The sequence below is a fragment of the Amycolatopsis sp. Hca4 genome (assembly GCF_013364075.1).
Lineage (GTDB): Bacteria > Actinomycetota > Actinomycetes > Mycobacteriales > Pseudonocardiaceae > Amycolatopsis.
In genome coordinates, this window is the sequence record NZ_CP054925.1 from 4,072,848 (window position 1) to 4,087,088 (window position 14,241).

The 14,241-nt window shown below is 71.4% G+C and carries 12 protein-coding genes; 2 read left to right on the forward strand and 10 right to left on the reverse strand.

The genetic code is table 11. The features are described from left to right. Nucleotides 1–310 precede the first annotated feature (310 nt). Genes HUT10_RS17665 through kdpF form a run of 7 tightly spaced genes read right to left on the reverse strand, consistent with a single transcriptional unit; the run spans nucleotide 311 to nucleotide 8,258 of the window. Nucleotides 311–547 (reverse strand): hypothetical protein, encoded by a 237-nt coding sequence (locus HUT10_RS17665; RefSeq protein ID WP_176172224.1) that lies wholly within the window; start codon nucleotides 545–547, stop codon nucleotides 311–313. Between the two features lie 21 nt (nucleotides 548–568). Then, nucleotides 569–1,267, reverse strand: a complete 699-nt coding sequence (locus tag HUT10_RS17670) for a response regulator (protein WP_176172225.1) — start codon at nucleotides 1,265–1,267, stop codon at nucleotides 569–571. Further along, a complete protein-coding gene (locus HUT10_RS17675; protein ID WP_176172226.1) occupies nucleotides 1,264–3,795 on the reverse strand; it encodes a DUF4118 domain-containing protein in 2,532 nt (843 codons plus the stop codon). The genes HUT10_RS17670 and HUT10_RS17675 overlap by 4 nt, the downstream gene beginning before the upstream one ends. Nucleotides 3,796–3,799: 4 nt before the next feature. Then, on the reverse strand, nucleotides 3,800–4,411 hold the full coding sequence (locus HUT10_RS17680) for a potassium-transporting ATPase subunit C (protein ID WP_176172227.1): 612 nt from the start codon (nucleotides 4,409–4,411) through the stop codon (nucleotides 3,800–3,802). 4 nt (nucleotides 4,412–4,415) lie between these two features. Further along, nucleotides 4,416–6,461, reverse strand: a complete 2,046-nt coding sequence (gene kdpB / locus HUT10_RS17685) for a potassium-transporting ATPase subunit KdpB (protein ID WP_176172228.1) — start codon at nucleotides 6,459–6,461, stop codon at nucleotides 4,416–4,418. Then, complete coding sequence (gene kdpA, locus HUT10_RS17690) at nucleotides 6,458–8,119, reverse strand: potassium-transporting ATPase subunit KdpA (protein WP_176172229.1); 1,662 nt, start codon at nucleotides 8,117–8,119, stop codon at nucleotides 6,458–6,460. Before kdpA ends, kdpB begins: the two co-directional genes overlap by 4 nt. A gap of 37 nt (nucleotides 8,120–8,156) precedes the next feature. Then, nucleotides 8,157–8,258 carry a K(+)-transporting ATPase subunit F gene (gene kdpF, locus HUT10_RS17695; RefSeq protein WP_176172230.1) on the reverse strand — a complete coding sequence of 34 codons (102 nt, stop codon included), beginning with the start codon at nucleotides 8,256–8,258 and terminating at the stop codon, nucleotides 8,157–8,159. A 401-nt stretch (nucleotides 8,259–8,659) separates the two neighbouring features. Here kdpF and asnB point away from each other — a divergent pair, with 401 nt between their 5' ends. Then, a complete protein-coding gene (asnB, locus tag HUT10_RS17700; protein ID WP_176172231.1) occupies nucleotides 8,660–10,501 on the forward strand; it encodes an asparagine synthase (glutamine-hydrolyzing) in 1,842 nt (613 codons plus the stop codon). A gap of 52 nt (nucleotides 10,502–10,553) precedes the next feature. On the opposite strand, the gene HUT10_RS17705 is transcribed toward asnB, so the two are convergent. From HUT10_RS17705 to HUT10_RS17715, 3 genes are all read right to left on the reverse strand, one after another. After that, the gene (locus HUT10_RS17705; RefSeq protein ID WP_176172232.1) at nucleotides 10,554–11,036 is read right to left on the reverse strand and encodes a GNAT family N-acetyltransferase; all 483 of its coding nucleotides are present in this window, start codon (nucleotides 11,034–11,036) and stop codon (nucleotides 10,554–10,556) included. Between the two features lie 179 nt (nucleotides 11,037–11,215). Then, a complete protein-coding gene (locus tag HUT10_RS17710) occupies nucleotides 11,216–12,214 on the reverse strand; it encodes a Gfo/Idh/MocA family oxidoreductase (RefSeq protein ID WP_176172233.1) in 999 nt (332 codons plus the stop codon). After that, a complete protein-coding gene (locus HUT10_RS17715; RefSeq protein WP_176177873.1) occupies nucleotides 12,211–13,218 on the reverse strand; it encodes a LacI family DNA-binding transcriptional regulator in 1,008 nt (335 codons plus the stop codon). The genes HUT10_RS17710 and HUT10_RS17715 overlap by 4 nt, the downstream gene beginning before the upstream one ends. 124 nt (nucleotides 13,219–13,342) lie before the next feature. On the opposite strand from HUT10_RS17715, the gene HUT10_RS17720 reads away from it, so the two are divergent. Then, on the forward strand, nucleotides 13,343–14,221 hold the full coding sequence (locus HUT10_RS17720; protein WP_176172234.1) for a TIM barrel protein: 879 nt from the start codon (nucleotides 13,343–13,345) through the stop codon (nucleotides 14,219–14,221). Nucleotides 14,222–14,241 lie beyond the last annotated feature (20 nt).

Below are 14,241 nucleotides of genomic sequence, written 5' to 3' on the forward strand. Positions count from 1 at the left end.
GAGACCATCGCGTCCCGCAGGAACTTCCCGTAGCGCTCCGCGGACCACCCGCGTTCCAGGCAGAGCAGCTCGTACTGCTCGGGCCCGTGGTAGGCCCACAGGATGTCGCGGACGGGCGCACCGCGTCCGGCTCGGCCTGGATCTCGGCGATGAAGTCCCGGCCGGCGATGGGGCGTCCTCGTCGTCGCCGGCGACCGTGACGTCGAAGACGGCCTTGAGCACGGCCGCCGGCAGTACCGCGGCCTTGCCCCACGGGTTCTTCTTCCGCACCCCGTGGTCGTGCGGAAGGACTACCCGGCCGAGCCCGCCTTCAGACCTCGGAGGTGCCGGGCCGGCTCCCGCTCCGGCGCGTCCGGAAGTACCGGACCCAGTAGAAGGCCGCCGCGAGCGTTCCGAACACCGGCCACACGAACCGGAGCGCTTCCCGCCACCCGGTCGCTTCCCAGCCGAAGGCGAGGACGACGGCCGCGACCGTGAACACGCTCCACGTCACCGCCAGGCCCAACGCCACCTTCGCCGGCATCCGCGCCTTCGTCCCCTCGGTCACGCCGAGGGAGTACCCACCGGGTCAGACCTCGAAGCGGTAGCCCATCCCGGGTTCGGTCAGCAGGTGCCGGGGCCGGGAGGGCTCGCGCTCCAGCTTGCGCCGCAGCTGGGCCAGGTACACCCGCAGGTAGTGCGACTCCGTCTCGTACGACGGGCCCCACACCTCGTGCAGAAGCTGCTTCTGCGCCACCAGCCGGCCGCGGTTGCGGACCAGCAGCTCCAGCACGCCCCACTCCGTCTTCGTCAGGTGGACCTCCACGCCGTCGTGGCGGCGGACCTTCTTCGCCGCCAGGTCCACGGTGAACGACGCCGTGTCGACCACCGCGTCGGCGCCGTCCGCGCCCGCCACCGCCGAGCGGCGGACCGCCGCCCGCAGGCGGGCCAGCAGCTCGTCCATGCCGAACGGCTTCGTCACGTAGTCGTCGGCGCCCGCGTCCAGCGCCTCGACCTTGTCCGCCGAGTCGCCGCGGGCGGACAGCACGATGATCGGGACCGTCGTCCAGCCGCGCAGGCCCGCGATCACCTCCGTGCCGTCGAGGTCCGGCAGGCCGAGGTCCAGCACGACGACGTCGGGCTTGGTCTCGGCCACCGCCTTCAACGCGGCCGTGCCGTCGTGCGCGGTGATCACCTTGTAGCCGCGGGCGGTCAGGTTGATCCGCAGTGCCCGCACGATCTGCGGCTCGTCGTCCACCACCAGCACGGTGGCGCCCGGGTCGCTCATCGCACCCCCTCCTGTTCGTACTCCACACTGAACGCGGGCAGGGCGACCACGACCGTGAGCCCGCCACCCGGGGTGTCCTCGGCGCGGATGGTGCCGCCCATCGCCTCGGTGAACCCCTTCGCCACCGACAGCCCGAGCCCGACGCCCGGCGTCGTGTCCCGGTCGCCGCCGAGCCGCTGGAACGGCGCGAACGCCGAGTCCGCCGCCCCCTTGCGCAGGCCCTTGCCGTGGTCGACGATCCGCAGCTCGACCCGGCCGGAGTGCGCGCTGGCCCGCGCCGAGACCGGGGCCCCGCCGTGGCGCAGGGCGTTGTCCAGCACGTTCGCCACCACCCGCTCCAGCAGGCCGGGATCGGCCAGCACCGACGGGAGGTCGTCGTCGATCGCCACCACGACGTCGTCCGAGTTGTCTACATTGGACAGCGCGTGCGCGACGACTTCGTCGTAGCCCACCGGGCGCAGGTGCGGCTTGACCGCCCCGGTCGCCAGCCGGGACGAGTCGAGCAGGTTGTCGATCAGGCCGGCGAGCCGGTCGGCGGACAGCTCGATGGCCTCCATCAGCTCCGCGGTGTCCTCTTCGGACAGTGCCAGGTCGGGCGCGCGCAGGCTGCCGATCGACGCCTTGATCGAGGTCAGCGGCGTCCGCAGGTCGTGGCCGACGGCCGAGAGCAGCGTCGTGCGCAGCTCGGTCGCCTCGGCCTTGCGCTCGGCGCGGGCCGCCGCGGCCGCCATCCGCTGCTGCCGCAGGGCGAGCAGGGCCTGGCCGGCCACGGCTTCCAGCACCCGCCGGTCCGCCGCGGGCAGCGCCCGCCCGCGCAGGGTCAGGTGGACGTCGGCGGTGACGGCGATGTCGACGTCCGCCTCGTCCGGGTCGGTGCAGGGGTGCTCCCCCGCGGTCGCCACGCACTGCCAGACGCCGTCCTGCTTCTCCAGCAGCGTCACCGACGTCAGCGCGAAGTTCTCGCGGAGCTTGGCCAGCAGCCGCTCGATCGGGTTCGCGTGGGTCAGCACGGTCCGGGCGTAGGAGGCCAGCAGGGCCGCCTCGGTCCGGGCCCGCGCCGCCTGCGCGGCCCGGCGCGCGGCCTGGTCGACGACCAGTGCGACCAGCACCGCGACCACGACCATCGCGATCAGCGTCACCAGGTTCTGCGGGGTGTGCACGTTGAGCGTGTAGAGCGGCGGCGTGAAGAAGAAGTTGAGCAGCCCGGCGCCGAAGACGGCCGCGACCAGCGCCGGGCCGAGGCCGCCGACCAGGGCGACGACGACCGTGGCCAGCACGTAGGCGATGACGTCGGTGGCGAAGTCGAGCCCGCTCGGCAGGAAGACGCCGACCAGGGTGACCAGCACCGGCAGCACGATGCCCAGCACCCAGCCCGTCACCAGCCGCGAGAACCCGAGCGGGCTGGTGCCGAGCCGCGCCCGCAGCCGCCCGCCCGCCTCTTCGTGGGTGACCATGTGCACGTCGATCGGCCCCGACCGCCGGACCACCGAGGCGCCGATGCCCTCGTCGAACAGCCGCGCCACCCGCGAGCGGCGTGAGGTGCCGATGACGAGCTGGGTCGCGTTGACCCCGCGGGCGAAGTCCAGGAGCGCGGCAGGCACGTCGTCGCCGACGACCGTGTGGAACGTCGCCCCCACCTCCTCGGCGAGCTTGCGGTAGCGGGCCATCGAGGCGGGGCTGATCCCGGCCAGGCCGTCGCCGCGCAGGATGTGCACCACCTGCAGCTCGGCGCCGGCGCGGGTGGCGATGCGGCTGGCCCGGCGGATGAGCGTCTCGCTCTCCGGGCCGCCGGTGATCGAAGCGACGACGCGTTCGCGGGCCTCCCACGTGTCGGTGATGCGCTGCTCGGCGCGGTAGCGCTGGAGGGCGACGTCGACCTGGTCGGCCACCCACAGCAGCGCCAGTTCGCGCAGGGCGGTGAGGTTGCCGGGGCGGAAGTAGTTGCCGAGGGCGGCGTCGATCCGCTCGGCCGGGTAGACGTTGCCGTGCGCGAGCCGCCGCCGGAGCGCCTCCGGCGTGATGTCGACCAGTTCCAGCTGTTCGGCGCGGCGGACGACCTCGTCCGGGACGGTCTCCTGCTGGGTGACGCCGGTGATCCGCTCGACGACGTCGTTGAGGCTCTGCAGGTGCTGGACGTTGACCGTGGAGAGGACGTCTATGCCCGCGTCCAGGAGCTCTTCGACGTCCTGCCAGCGCTTGGCGTTGCGCGAGCCCGGCACGTTGGTGTGGGCCAGCTCGTCGACGACGGCGACCTCGGGCGCGCGGGCCAGGACGGCGTCGAGGTCCATCTCCTCGAACTCGCGGCCGCGGTGCCCGGCCCGGCGCCGCGGGACGGCTTCGAGGCCCTCGAGGAGCTCCGCGGTCTTCGCGCGACCGTGCGTCTCCACCAGCCCGACGACGACGTCGGTCCCGCGGTCCAGGCGCCGCCGCGCCTCGCCGAGCATGGCGAAGGTCTTGCCGACGCCCGGAGCCGCGCCGAGGTAGATCCTCAGTTCCCCTCGACGCGGCTTCCCGTTCTCCGTGGTCACGGTGTCAGTGTGCCCCTCCGGCCGCCGCGCGCACGGCCAAGTTGAGCGGGAGCACAGTGACGCCGGGGACACCGATCCCGGCCCCGCCCGTGTTCTGCTCGATCAGCTGCTTCACCCGGTCGAGGGGCAGGCCGGTGTTGCGGGCGACCCGCGGGGCCTGGAGCTCGGCGTAGGCGACGCTGATCGCCGGGTCGAGGCCCGAGCCCGACGCCGTCACCGCGTCCGGTGGCACCTGATCGGGCGTCACGCCTTCGCGCTTGGCGATGGCGTCCTTGCGCTCGCCGATGGTCTTCACCAGGTCCTCGTTGTACGGCCCCTTGTTGGACGCGCCGGAGGTCGACGGGTCGCCGGGGCCGAGCGCGTCCTTCGCGAGCGCCGAGGGGCGGGTGTGGAACCAGGGGTCGTGGGCGGGGTCGGCGGGCACGGGGTCGACGCCGATCAGCGACGAGCCGACGGCCTGGCCGTTCTGCGTCACCAACGAGCCTTCGGCGTTGCCCTCCAGGCCGGGGATGCGGGCGATCGCCCACACGGAGAGGGGGTAGAGGACGCCGAGCAGGACGGTCAGCACGAGCAGGACACGCAGCCCGGCCCAGGTCTGTTTGACGAGTGTGTTCACGGTGTCACCCGATTCCGGGGATGAGGCGCACGAGCAGGTCGATCAGCCAGATCCCGAGGAAGGGGCTGACGATCCCGCCGAGGCCGTAGACGAGCAGGTTGCGGCGCAGCAGGGCGGAGGCCGACGACGGCTTGTACCGCACGCCGCGCAGGGCCAGCGGGATGAGCACGACGATGATCAGCGCGTTGAAGATGACCGCGGAGAGGATCGCCGACTTCGGCGTGGCCAGTTGCATGATGTTGAGCGCGCCGAGCTGGGCGAAGATGCCGGTGAACATCGCGGGCAGGATCGCGAAGTACTTGGCCAGGTCGTTGGCGACGCTGAAGGTCGTCAGCGCGCCGCGGGTGATCAGCAGCTGCTTGCCGATCTCGACGATCTCGATCAGTTTGGTCGGATCGCTGTCGAGGTCGACCATGTTCCCGGCCTCCTTGGCGGCCGAGGTGCCGGTGTTCATCGCGACGCCGACGTCGGCCTGCGCGAGGGCGGGGGCGTCGTTGGTGCCGTCGCCGGTCATCGCGACCAGCCGCCCGCCCTCCTGCTCCTGCTTGATGAGGGCCATCTTGTCCTCGGGCTTGGCCTCGGCGAGGTAGTCGTCGACGCCGGCGTCCGCGGCGATGGCCTTCGCGGTGAGCGGGTTGTCACCGGTGATCATCACCGTCTTGATGCCCATCGAGCGCAATTCGGCGAAGCGCTCCTTCATGCCCGGCTTGACGACGTCGGACAGCCGGATCACGCCGCGCACGACGGTTTCCTCCGCGACCACCAGCGGGGTGCCGCCCTGGGCGCTGATCTCGTCGACCACCCGCTCGGTCTCGTCGGGGAAGTCGCCGCCGTTGTCGCGCACCCACGCGCGGACCGCGCTCGCCGCCCCCTTGCGGATCCGCCTGCTGCCGATGTCGATGCCGCTCATCCGGGTCTGCGCGGTGAAGGGGACGAACTCGCCGTGCTCGTCCCGGTCCGCGTGCTCCGCCGTCAGCTCGACGACGCTGCGGCCCTCGGGGGTCTCGTCGGCCAGGCTGGCCAGCCGGGCGGCACGGGCGAGTTCGTCCGGTGTGGACGATCCGACCGGGATCAGCTCGGTGGCGCGGCGGTTGCCGAAGGTGATCGTGCCGGTCTTGTCCAGCAGCAGCGTCGAGACGTCGCCGGCGGCCTCCACCGCGCGGCCGCTGGTCGCCAGCACGTTGCGCTGGACAAGGCGGTCCATGCCGGCGATGCCGATCGCGCTCAGCAGCGCGCCGATCGTCGTCGGGATCAGGCAGACCAGCAGCGCGGTCAGCACGATCACGGACTGCTCGGAGCCGGAGTAGCGGGCCATCGGCTGCAGGGCCACGACGGCGAGCAGGAAGATGATCGTCAACGTCGAGAGCAGGATCGTCAGCGCGATCTCGTTCGGCGTCTTCTGCCGCGAAGCGCCTTCCACCAGCGCGATCATGCGGTCCACGAAGGACTCGCCCGGCTTGGTCGTGATCTTCACGACGATCCGGTCGCTCAGCACGGTCGTGCCGCCGGTGACCGCGCTCCGGTCGCCGCCGGATTCGCGGATGACCGGGGCGGACTCGCCGGTGATGGCCGACTCGTCGACGGTCGCGATGCCCTCGACGACGTCGCCGTCACCCGGGATCACCTGACCCGCTTCGACGACGACGAGGTCGCCGATCTTCAGCTCGACCCCGGGGACCTGCTCTTCCCCGTTCGCCGTGAGCCGGCGGGCGACGGTCTCCTTCTTCGACCGCCGCAGGCTCTCCGCCTGCGCCTTCCCCCGCCCTTCGGCGACGGCTTCGGCGAGGTTCGCGAACAGGACCGTGAACCACAGCCAGACGGCGATGAGGATGGTGAAGACGCTCGGGTCGGTGACGGCGAAGACGGTGGTGAGCGCCGAACCGACCCACACCACGAACATCACCGGGTTGCCGAGCTGGTGCTTCGGGTTCAGCTTCCGGAACGCCTCCGGCAGCGACGTCCAGAGCTGGCGCGGGCTGAACACGCCGGCCCCGACTCGGCCGGTGGGTTCGGCGGGAGTCACCTGGGGTCGCTCTTCGGTGACGGTCATGCGAGTGCCTCCGCGATGGGCCCGAGCGCGAGCGCCGGGATGAACGTGAGGGCCGCGACGAGCACCACCGTGCCGGTGAGCAGGGTGGCGAACAGCGGCCCGGTGGTCGGCAGGGTGCCCGCGGTCTCGGGCACCTTGCGCTGGGCGGCCAGGGAACCGGCCAGGCAGAGCACGGCGAGGATCGGCACGAACCGGCCGAACGCCATGGCGACGGCGAACGACGACTGGAACCAGTCGCTCGTCGCGGTCAGGCCACCGAACGCGCTGCCGTTGTTGTTGCCGGTCGAGGCGTAGCCGTAGAGGATCTCGGACAGGCCGTGCGCGCCGGAGTTGCCGAGCGCGCCCGCCGTGCCCGGCAGCAGCAGGGCGATCCCGGAACCGAGGAGCACGACCGTCGGCATCGCCAGCATCGCGATCGCCGCGCAGGTCACCTCGCGCTTGCCGAGCTTCTTGCCCAGGTACTCCGGCGTGCGCCCGACCATCAGGCCGGCCAGGAACATCGCGATGATCGCCATGACGAGGATGCCGTAGAGGCCGGTGCCGACGCCGCCGGGCGAGATCTCGCCGTAGAGCATGTTCAGCAGCGGTCCCCCGCCGCCGAGCCCCGAAAGACTGTCGTGCGCGCCGTTGATCGCGCCGGTCGAGGTGCCGGTGGTGGTGTCGGCGAAGATCGACGTCAGGCCGATGCCGAAGCGCTGTTCCTTGCCTTCCATGCTCGCGCCCGCGGCCAGCGCGGCCGGGTTGTTCGCCTTGGCCTCCGAGAACCAGATGAGGACCAGCGAAGCCGCCCACAGCAGGCCCATCACGCTCAGCAGGACGTACCCCTGGCGGCGGTTGCCGACCAGCGTCCCGAACGCGCGGGTCAGGCTGACCGGGATGACCAGGATGAGGAACAGCTCGATCAGGTTCGTCCAGGCGTTGGGGTTCTCGAACGGGTGCGCGGAGTTGGCGTTGAGGATGCCGCCGCCGTTGGTGCCCAGTTCCTTGATGGCCTCCTGGCTCGCCGCCGGGGCCAGCGCGATGGTGCTGTGGCTGCCGTCCGGGTTCGTCACGGCGACGCCGGCCTTGAGGCTCTGCACCACGCCGAGCGCGACCAGCACGAGGGCGAACACGAACGCCATCGGCAGCAGCACGCGGATCGTGCCCCGGGTGAGGTCGACCCAGAAGTTGCCGAGCCGGTCGGTCTTCGCCCGCACGAAGCCCCGCGTCACCGCGATCGCCACGGCCAGGCCGACGGCCGCCGACAGGAAGTTCTGCACGGTCAGCCCGGCCATCTGCACGAAGTGGCCCATCGTCGTCTCGGGGACGTAGGACTGCCAGTTCGTGTTGGTGACGAACGAGATCGCCGTGTTGAAGGCGACGCCGGGGCTCACCGAGCCGCGGCCCAGGTCCCACGGCAGCAGCGGCTGCAGGCGCTGAAGCAGGTAGAGCAGGACGACCGAGACGAACGAGAAGCCGAGCACGCCCGCGGCGTAGGTCGGCCACCGCTGCTCGGAGTCCGGGTTGACGCGGAAGAGCTTGTAGAGGCCCTTTTCCAGCTTCAGGTGCTTCTCGGTCGAGAAGACCCGCGCCAGGTAGTCGCCGAGCGGTTTGTAGACCACGGCGAGTGCGGCGAGGAGCAGGCCGAGCTGGATGAGCCCGGCCGTGACATCGGTCATTTCAGCCCCTCCGCGGGGAAAAGTACGTCGGGACGCATCAGAATTTCTCCGGCTTGATCAGCGCGATGAAGAGGTACACGAGCAGGCCGAGCGCCAGCAGTCCGCCGACGACGTTGGCCACGGATCCCGCGCCGCTCACAGCTTCTCCAGCCCGCGCAGCGCCAGCGCGAGCACCACGAAAACGCCGATCAGGAGCACGGCGTAGAGCAAGTCGGCCACAGGCACCTCTCAAGACGGGTCACCGGGTTCGGTGACCGGACAGCTCACTCTGCGGTTCCGGGACCCCGTCCCGGCCTGCGGCTGACGGCCTCTTGATGCGTTGCTGACACCCGTTTACGCCGTCTTGACGGCTGGTGGCGGCGGTCACGCAAACGTTTGCCTCGTTGTCACTGCATGCAGTTGGTTAGTGACCCGCGACACACTGCGTGATCGAACAGGTGCGGAAAGTGCAAATCGGGCAGACAAGATCTACAGCCCGTGTTACACCTGTGTTACCGATAGTTGTATCGGCTAAGCAAATCTTGGGAGAGGGGATCACCTATGTGCGGTATCGCCGGCTGGGTTTCCTACGACGCCGACCTCACCCGCCGCCAGGACGTGGTCGACGCCATGACGGGGACCATGGCCTGCCGCGGGCCGGACGACTCGGGGACGTGGGTGCGCGAGCACGTGGCGCTGGGACACCGGCGCCTGGCCATCATCGACCTGCCCGGCGGCCGTCAGCCGATGACGGTGGCCACGCCGAACGGCGCGGTGGCCATGGTCTACAGCGGTGAGGCCTACAACTTCACCGAACTGAAGGAAGAGCTGACGAAGCTCGGCCACCGGTGGAAGACCGACAGCGACACCGAGGTCGTGCTGCACGGTTACCTGCAGTGGGGCGACGAGGTCGTCGACCACCTCAACGGCATGTACGCCTTCGCGATCTGGGACGAGCGCGACGACCGGCTGGTGATGATCCGCGACCGGATGGGCATCAAGCCGTTCTACTACTACCCGACTCGCGACGGCGTCCTGTTCGGCTCCGAGCCGAAGGCCATCCTCGCCAACCCCCTCGCCAAGAAGGTCGTCGACCTCGACGGCCTGCGCGAGCTCGCCGGCTTCACCAAGCGGCCGGGCTGGTCGCTGTGGAAGGACATGGAGGAGGTGCAGCCGGGCACGATCGTCACCGTGTCCCGCGAGGGCATCAGGACCCGCACCTACTGGAAGCTGGACGCGAAGCAGCACACGGACGACCAGGAGACCACGGTCGCCCGCGTCCGCGAGCTGATGACCGACATCGTCAACCGCCAGCTCGTCGCCGACGTCCCCCGCTGCGTCCTGCTGTCGGGTGGCCTGGACTCCAGCGCCGTCACCGGGCTCGCGGCCGCGCGGCTGGCCGAGCAGGGCGAGCAGCTGCGGACGTTCTCCGTCGACTTCTTCGGCCAGGAGGAGAACTTCCAGCCGGACGAAATGCGCGACACGGCCGACTCGCCGTTCGTCCGCGACGTCGCCGCCCTGGTGGGGTCGGCGCACCAGGACGTCGTCCTCAACCCGGCCGAGCTGACCGACCCCGAGGTGCGCCGCGCGGTGCTGCGGGCGCGGGACATCCCGGCCGGCCTCGGCGACATGGACACCTCGCTGTACCTGCTGTTCAAGGCGATCCGCGGCGAGTCGACGGTGGCCCTGTCCGGCGAGTCGGCCGACGAGGTGTTCGGCGGCTACCGCTGGTTCCACGACGAGAAGGCCGTCAACGCGGACACGTTCCCGTGGCTGGCGTTCCGCACCTCGATGATGGACGAGCGCTCGACGCTGTACACGCCGGAGCTGGTGAAGAAGCTCGACGTCGAGTCCTACATCGCCGACCAGTACGCCTCCGCGGTCGCTTCGGTGGACCACCTCGACGGCGAGTCCGCGCTCGAAGCGCGGATGCGGACCATCTGCCACCTGCACCTGACCCGGTTCGTGCGGATGCTGCTGGACCGCAAGGACCGTGCGTCGATGGCGGTGGGCCTGGAGGTGCGGGTGCCGTTCTGCGACCACCGGCTGGTCGAGTACGTGTACAACACGCCGTGGTCGCTGAAGACGTTCGACGGCCGCGAGAAGAGCCTCCTGCGTCACGCGACTTCGCACGTCCTGCCTTCTTCGGTCGCGCAGCGGGTGAAGAGCCCGTACCCGTCGACGCAGGACCCGGGCTACGCGGCGGCGTTGCAGCAGCAGGTCAAGGAGGTCCTGGCCGAGCCGGGTCACCCGGTGTTCGACCTGGTCGACCGCACCTGGGCACACCGGGTGTCCGAAGTGGACCCGGCGACGATGCCCCCGGCGGCGCGCATCGGCCTCGACCGGCTGCTCGACCTGTACCACTGGATCGAGATGTACAACCCGGAGTTGCAGCTCGGCTGAGCTCGCCGGTCGCCGGTCGCCGGTCCGGCGCGGTCCGCCCGCGCCGGGCCGGTCACCGGCTCCGGCCGAGCCGCAGGTCCGCGGCCACCTCGTCGCCGTCGACGGTGAGGTCCGCACCGATCCCGGCGAGCAGCGACTGGGCACCGCGGTTGTCCACGGTCGTCGAGGCGACGAGCCCGGCCGCGCCGCTCGCACGGGCCTCGGCGAGCAGCAACGCCGTCACCTGCTTGCCGATCCCCCGCCCACGGGCGGCGCGGGCCAGCCAGATGCCCGCCTCGACCGCGTCGCCGTGGGATTCCAGCCGGGCCGCGCCGACCGCCACGCCGTCGGCGTCGATCACCCAGGTGCGTTCCACCGCGGTCGCCGGGTCCAGGCACCGGGCGCGGTGGAACGCGAGGAAGGCGTCCCGGCGCGCGGACGTCCACCCGGGCGGCCCGCCGACCGGAGGCATGACGTCCAGGGGATCGGCCCCGGCCTCGGCGGCTTCGAGCAGCCGCACCAGGGCGGCCTCGTCCAGCGGAGTCAGCACGATCATGCCTGGATCTTCGCCGCCGCCATCCGCCCACGCGAACGGATTTCGCGCTCCGGCCCGTAACCCGCGTGATCAGGGCCGTGACCCGCGTGATTGAGGCCGTAACTCGCGACTTCCGGCCTCAATCCCGTGAGTTCCGGCCTGGATCACGCGAGTTCCGGGCTGGATCGCGTGAGTTCCGGCTACCGGCGGACCTCCGCCAGCTTCACCGGCCGCCGTTCCCGCCGGGAGACCTCGCAAGCCTCCGCGATGTAGAACGCCTCCAGAGCGTCCGCCGCCCCGCACGGTGAAGGCGCCCGGCCCGCGACCACGTCCAGGAACGCGCGCAGCTCCGTCGTGTACGCCGGGCGGAAGCGCTCCATGAACCCCGGATAAGCCGGCCCGGGCAGCGGGGCGACGCCCGGCTCCACCGACCGCAGCGGCGCCCGGTCGTCCAGGCCGACCACCACGCCCGACACCGAGCCCAGCACGTCGAGCCGCACGTCGTAGCCCGCGCCGTTGTAGCGGGTCAGCGACACCGTGGCCAGCGTTCCGTCGTCCAGGGTCAGTGTCGCCGCCGCCGTGTCGACGTCGCCCGCGTCCACGAAGAACTGCTCGCCGCGGTTGGCGCCGATCGCGTACACCTCGTCGACCTCGCGGCCGCTCACCCAGCGGATGATGTCGAAGTCGTGGACGCCGCAGTCGCGGAACAACCCACCCGAGTGGGCGACGTACCCGGCCGGCGGGGGCGCCGGGTCGAACGTCGTCGCGCGGAGCGTGTGCAGCCAGCCCAGCTCGCCGGACGCGACCGCCGCCCGGGCCGCCGCGTAACCAGCGTCGAAGCGGCGCTGGAAGCCGATCTGGACCGGCACGTCCGACGCGCTGATCCGGTCGATCACCGCCAGCGTACCCGGGATGTCCGCGGCCACCGGCTTCTCGCAGAACACCGGGATGCCCGCGTCGACCGCCGCGATGATCAGGCCGGGGTGCGCGTCCGTGGCCGCGGTGACGACCAGGCCGTCCAGCCCCGCGGTGAACAGCTCGTCGAGCCCCGCCGATTCGACGCCGAGTTTCGCGGCGGCAGACGCGGCCCGTGCGGTGTCGACGTCGGCCACGACGACCGAGTCGACCTCCTCGAACCCCTTCAGCGTCTCCGCGTGCGCGGTGCCGATCCGGCCGGTGCCCGCCAGTCCCAACCTCATCGTGCAGCTCCTCCTGTGTGAGAAAACGGGCCAGTGGTCGCCCGGACCACCAAAGACGGGTGCAGCAGGTGCCGGACCGGCTCCGTGCGCTCCCCGCGGACGCGCTCGATCAGCGCTTCGAACGCCAGCCGCGCCATGTCCTTGCGTGGCTGGTCCACCGTGGTCAGGGACAGGTGCCGCAGCGCGGCGAGCGAGGTGTTGTCGTAGCCGACCACCGAGACGTCCTCCGGCACCCGCAGACCGGCCTCTTCGAGCGCCGACATCGCGCCCACGGCGTTGAAGTCGTTGCCGGCGACCAACCCCGTCGGCAGCTCCGGGCGCCCGTACTCGGCGAGCAGCTCCCGCACCGCGTTCTCGCCGCCGATGTCGGTGTGCTCGCTGCGCACGACGATCGGCTCGAGGCCGTGCCGCCGCATCGCCGCCTCGAACCCGCGCCGCCGCTGCGCCGCGCCGGCCGCGCCGCCGCCGTCGAGGTGGGCGATGCGCCGGTGCCCGAGGCCGACCAGGTGGTCGACCGCCAGTGCCGACCCCGCCTCGCCGTCGTCGTTCACCGTGTCCACAATGGACGACCGGACCGTCCGCGACACCAGGACGACCGGGCACTGCTTGGCCGCGACCTGGATCGACGCCGCCGGGACGACCGGGGAGAGCAGGATGATCCCGGCCGGGCGGAAGGACAGCAGGTTGTGCAGGGCGTTCCACTCCCGCGTGGGACTGCGGCCGCCGGTGTTGAGGATCAGGTCGAACCCCGCCGCCTGCGCGGCGGCGTCCAGTTCCTCGACGATGTCGGCGAAGAAGGCGTTGCGCAGGTCGTTGACCATCACGCCGAGCACGGTGGACGTCCGGCTGGCCAGCGACCGCGCCATCACGTGCGGCTGGTAGCCGAGTTCTTCGGCCGCGCGCAGCACCGCCGCGCGGCGGGCGTCGGAGACCTTCGGTGAATTGTTCATCACCAGGGAGACCAGCGCGCGGGAAACTCCCGCCCGCGCGGCGACGTCCTCCATCGTCGGACGCACGACCCCACCTCCCCTGATCTCGGAAAACTCGGCCTTGACTTGCTGTGACGGACGCTACAAGATTAGAGCGCTCTAATCAATAGAGCGCTCCAACGGACCAACGGAGGCCCTTGTGACAGCGACGATCCGCGTGGCCGCCGCCCCGATCTCCTGGGGCGTCTGCGAAGTCCCGGGCTGGGGCCGGGTGCTGGACGCGGCGACCGTGCTCGGCGAGATGGCCGCGCTGGGCGTGCAGGCCACCGAACTCGGCCCGCCCGGGTACCTGCCGCGCGAGCCGGCCGCCCTGCGCGAGCTCCTCGCCGGGTACGACCTGACGCTCGTCGGCGGCTTCCTCGCCGTGGTCCTGCACGAGAACCAGGAGAAGGCGCTCGAGGAAGCCGAGGAGTCGGCCGCGCTCTTCGCCGCCTGCGGGGGCGACGTCCTGGTCCTCGCCGCCGCGACGGGGCTCGACGGCTACGACGACCGCCCGCGGCTGAGCGACACCGAGTGGGCGACGCTGGTCGAAACGGCGGGCAGGATCCGCGACATCGCCGCCGCCCACGGCCTGCGCACGGTGCTGCACCCGCACGTCGGGACGCACGTGGAGCAGCAGGCCGAGGTCGAGCGCTTCCTCGCCGACTCCGATCTCGGGTTGTGCCTCGACACCGGGCACCTGATGATCGGCGGGACGGATCCGGTGGAGCTGGCGAAGCGGTATCCCGAACGGGTGGGCCACGTGCACCTCAAGGACGTCCGGGAAGACCTGGCGGCCGAGGTCCGCGCGGGACGGCTCGGCTACACCGACGCGGTCGGGCGGGGCATGTACACCCCGCTCGGCGAGGGCGACGTGGACGTGGCGGCGATGGTGCGCTCCGTCCAGGCCGCGGGCTACGACGGCTGGTACGTCCTCGAACAGGACACCGCCCTCGGCGCGGAGAGCCCCGACGACCTACCCCGGCGGGACACCGAGCGCAGCCTGACCCACCTGGCGAAGATCACCGACTCCCTCTGAAACCTGGTCCCAAAGGAGTG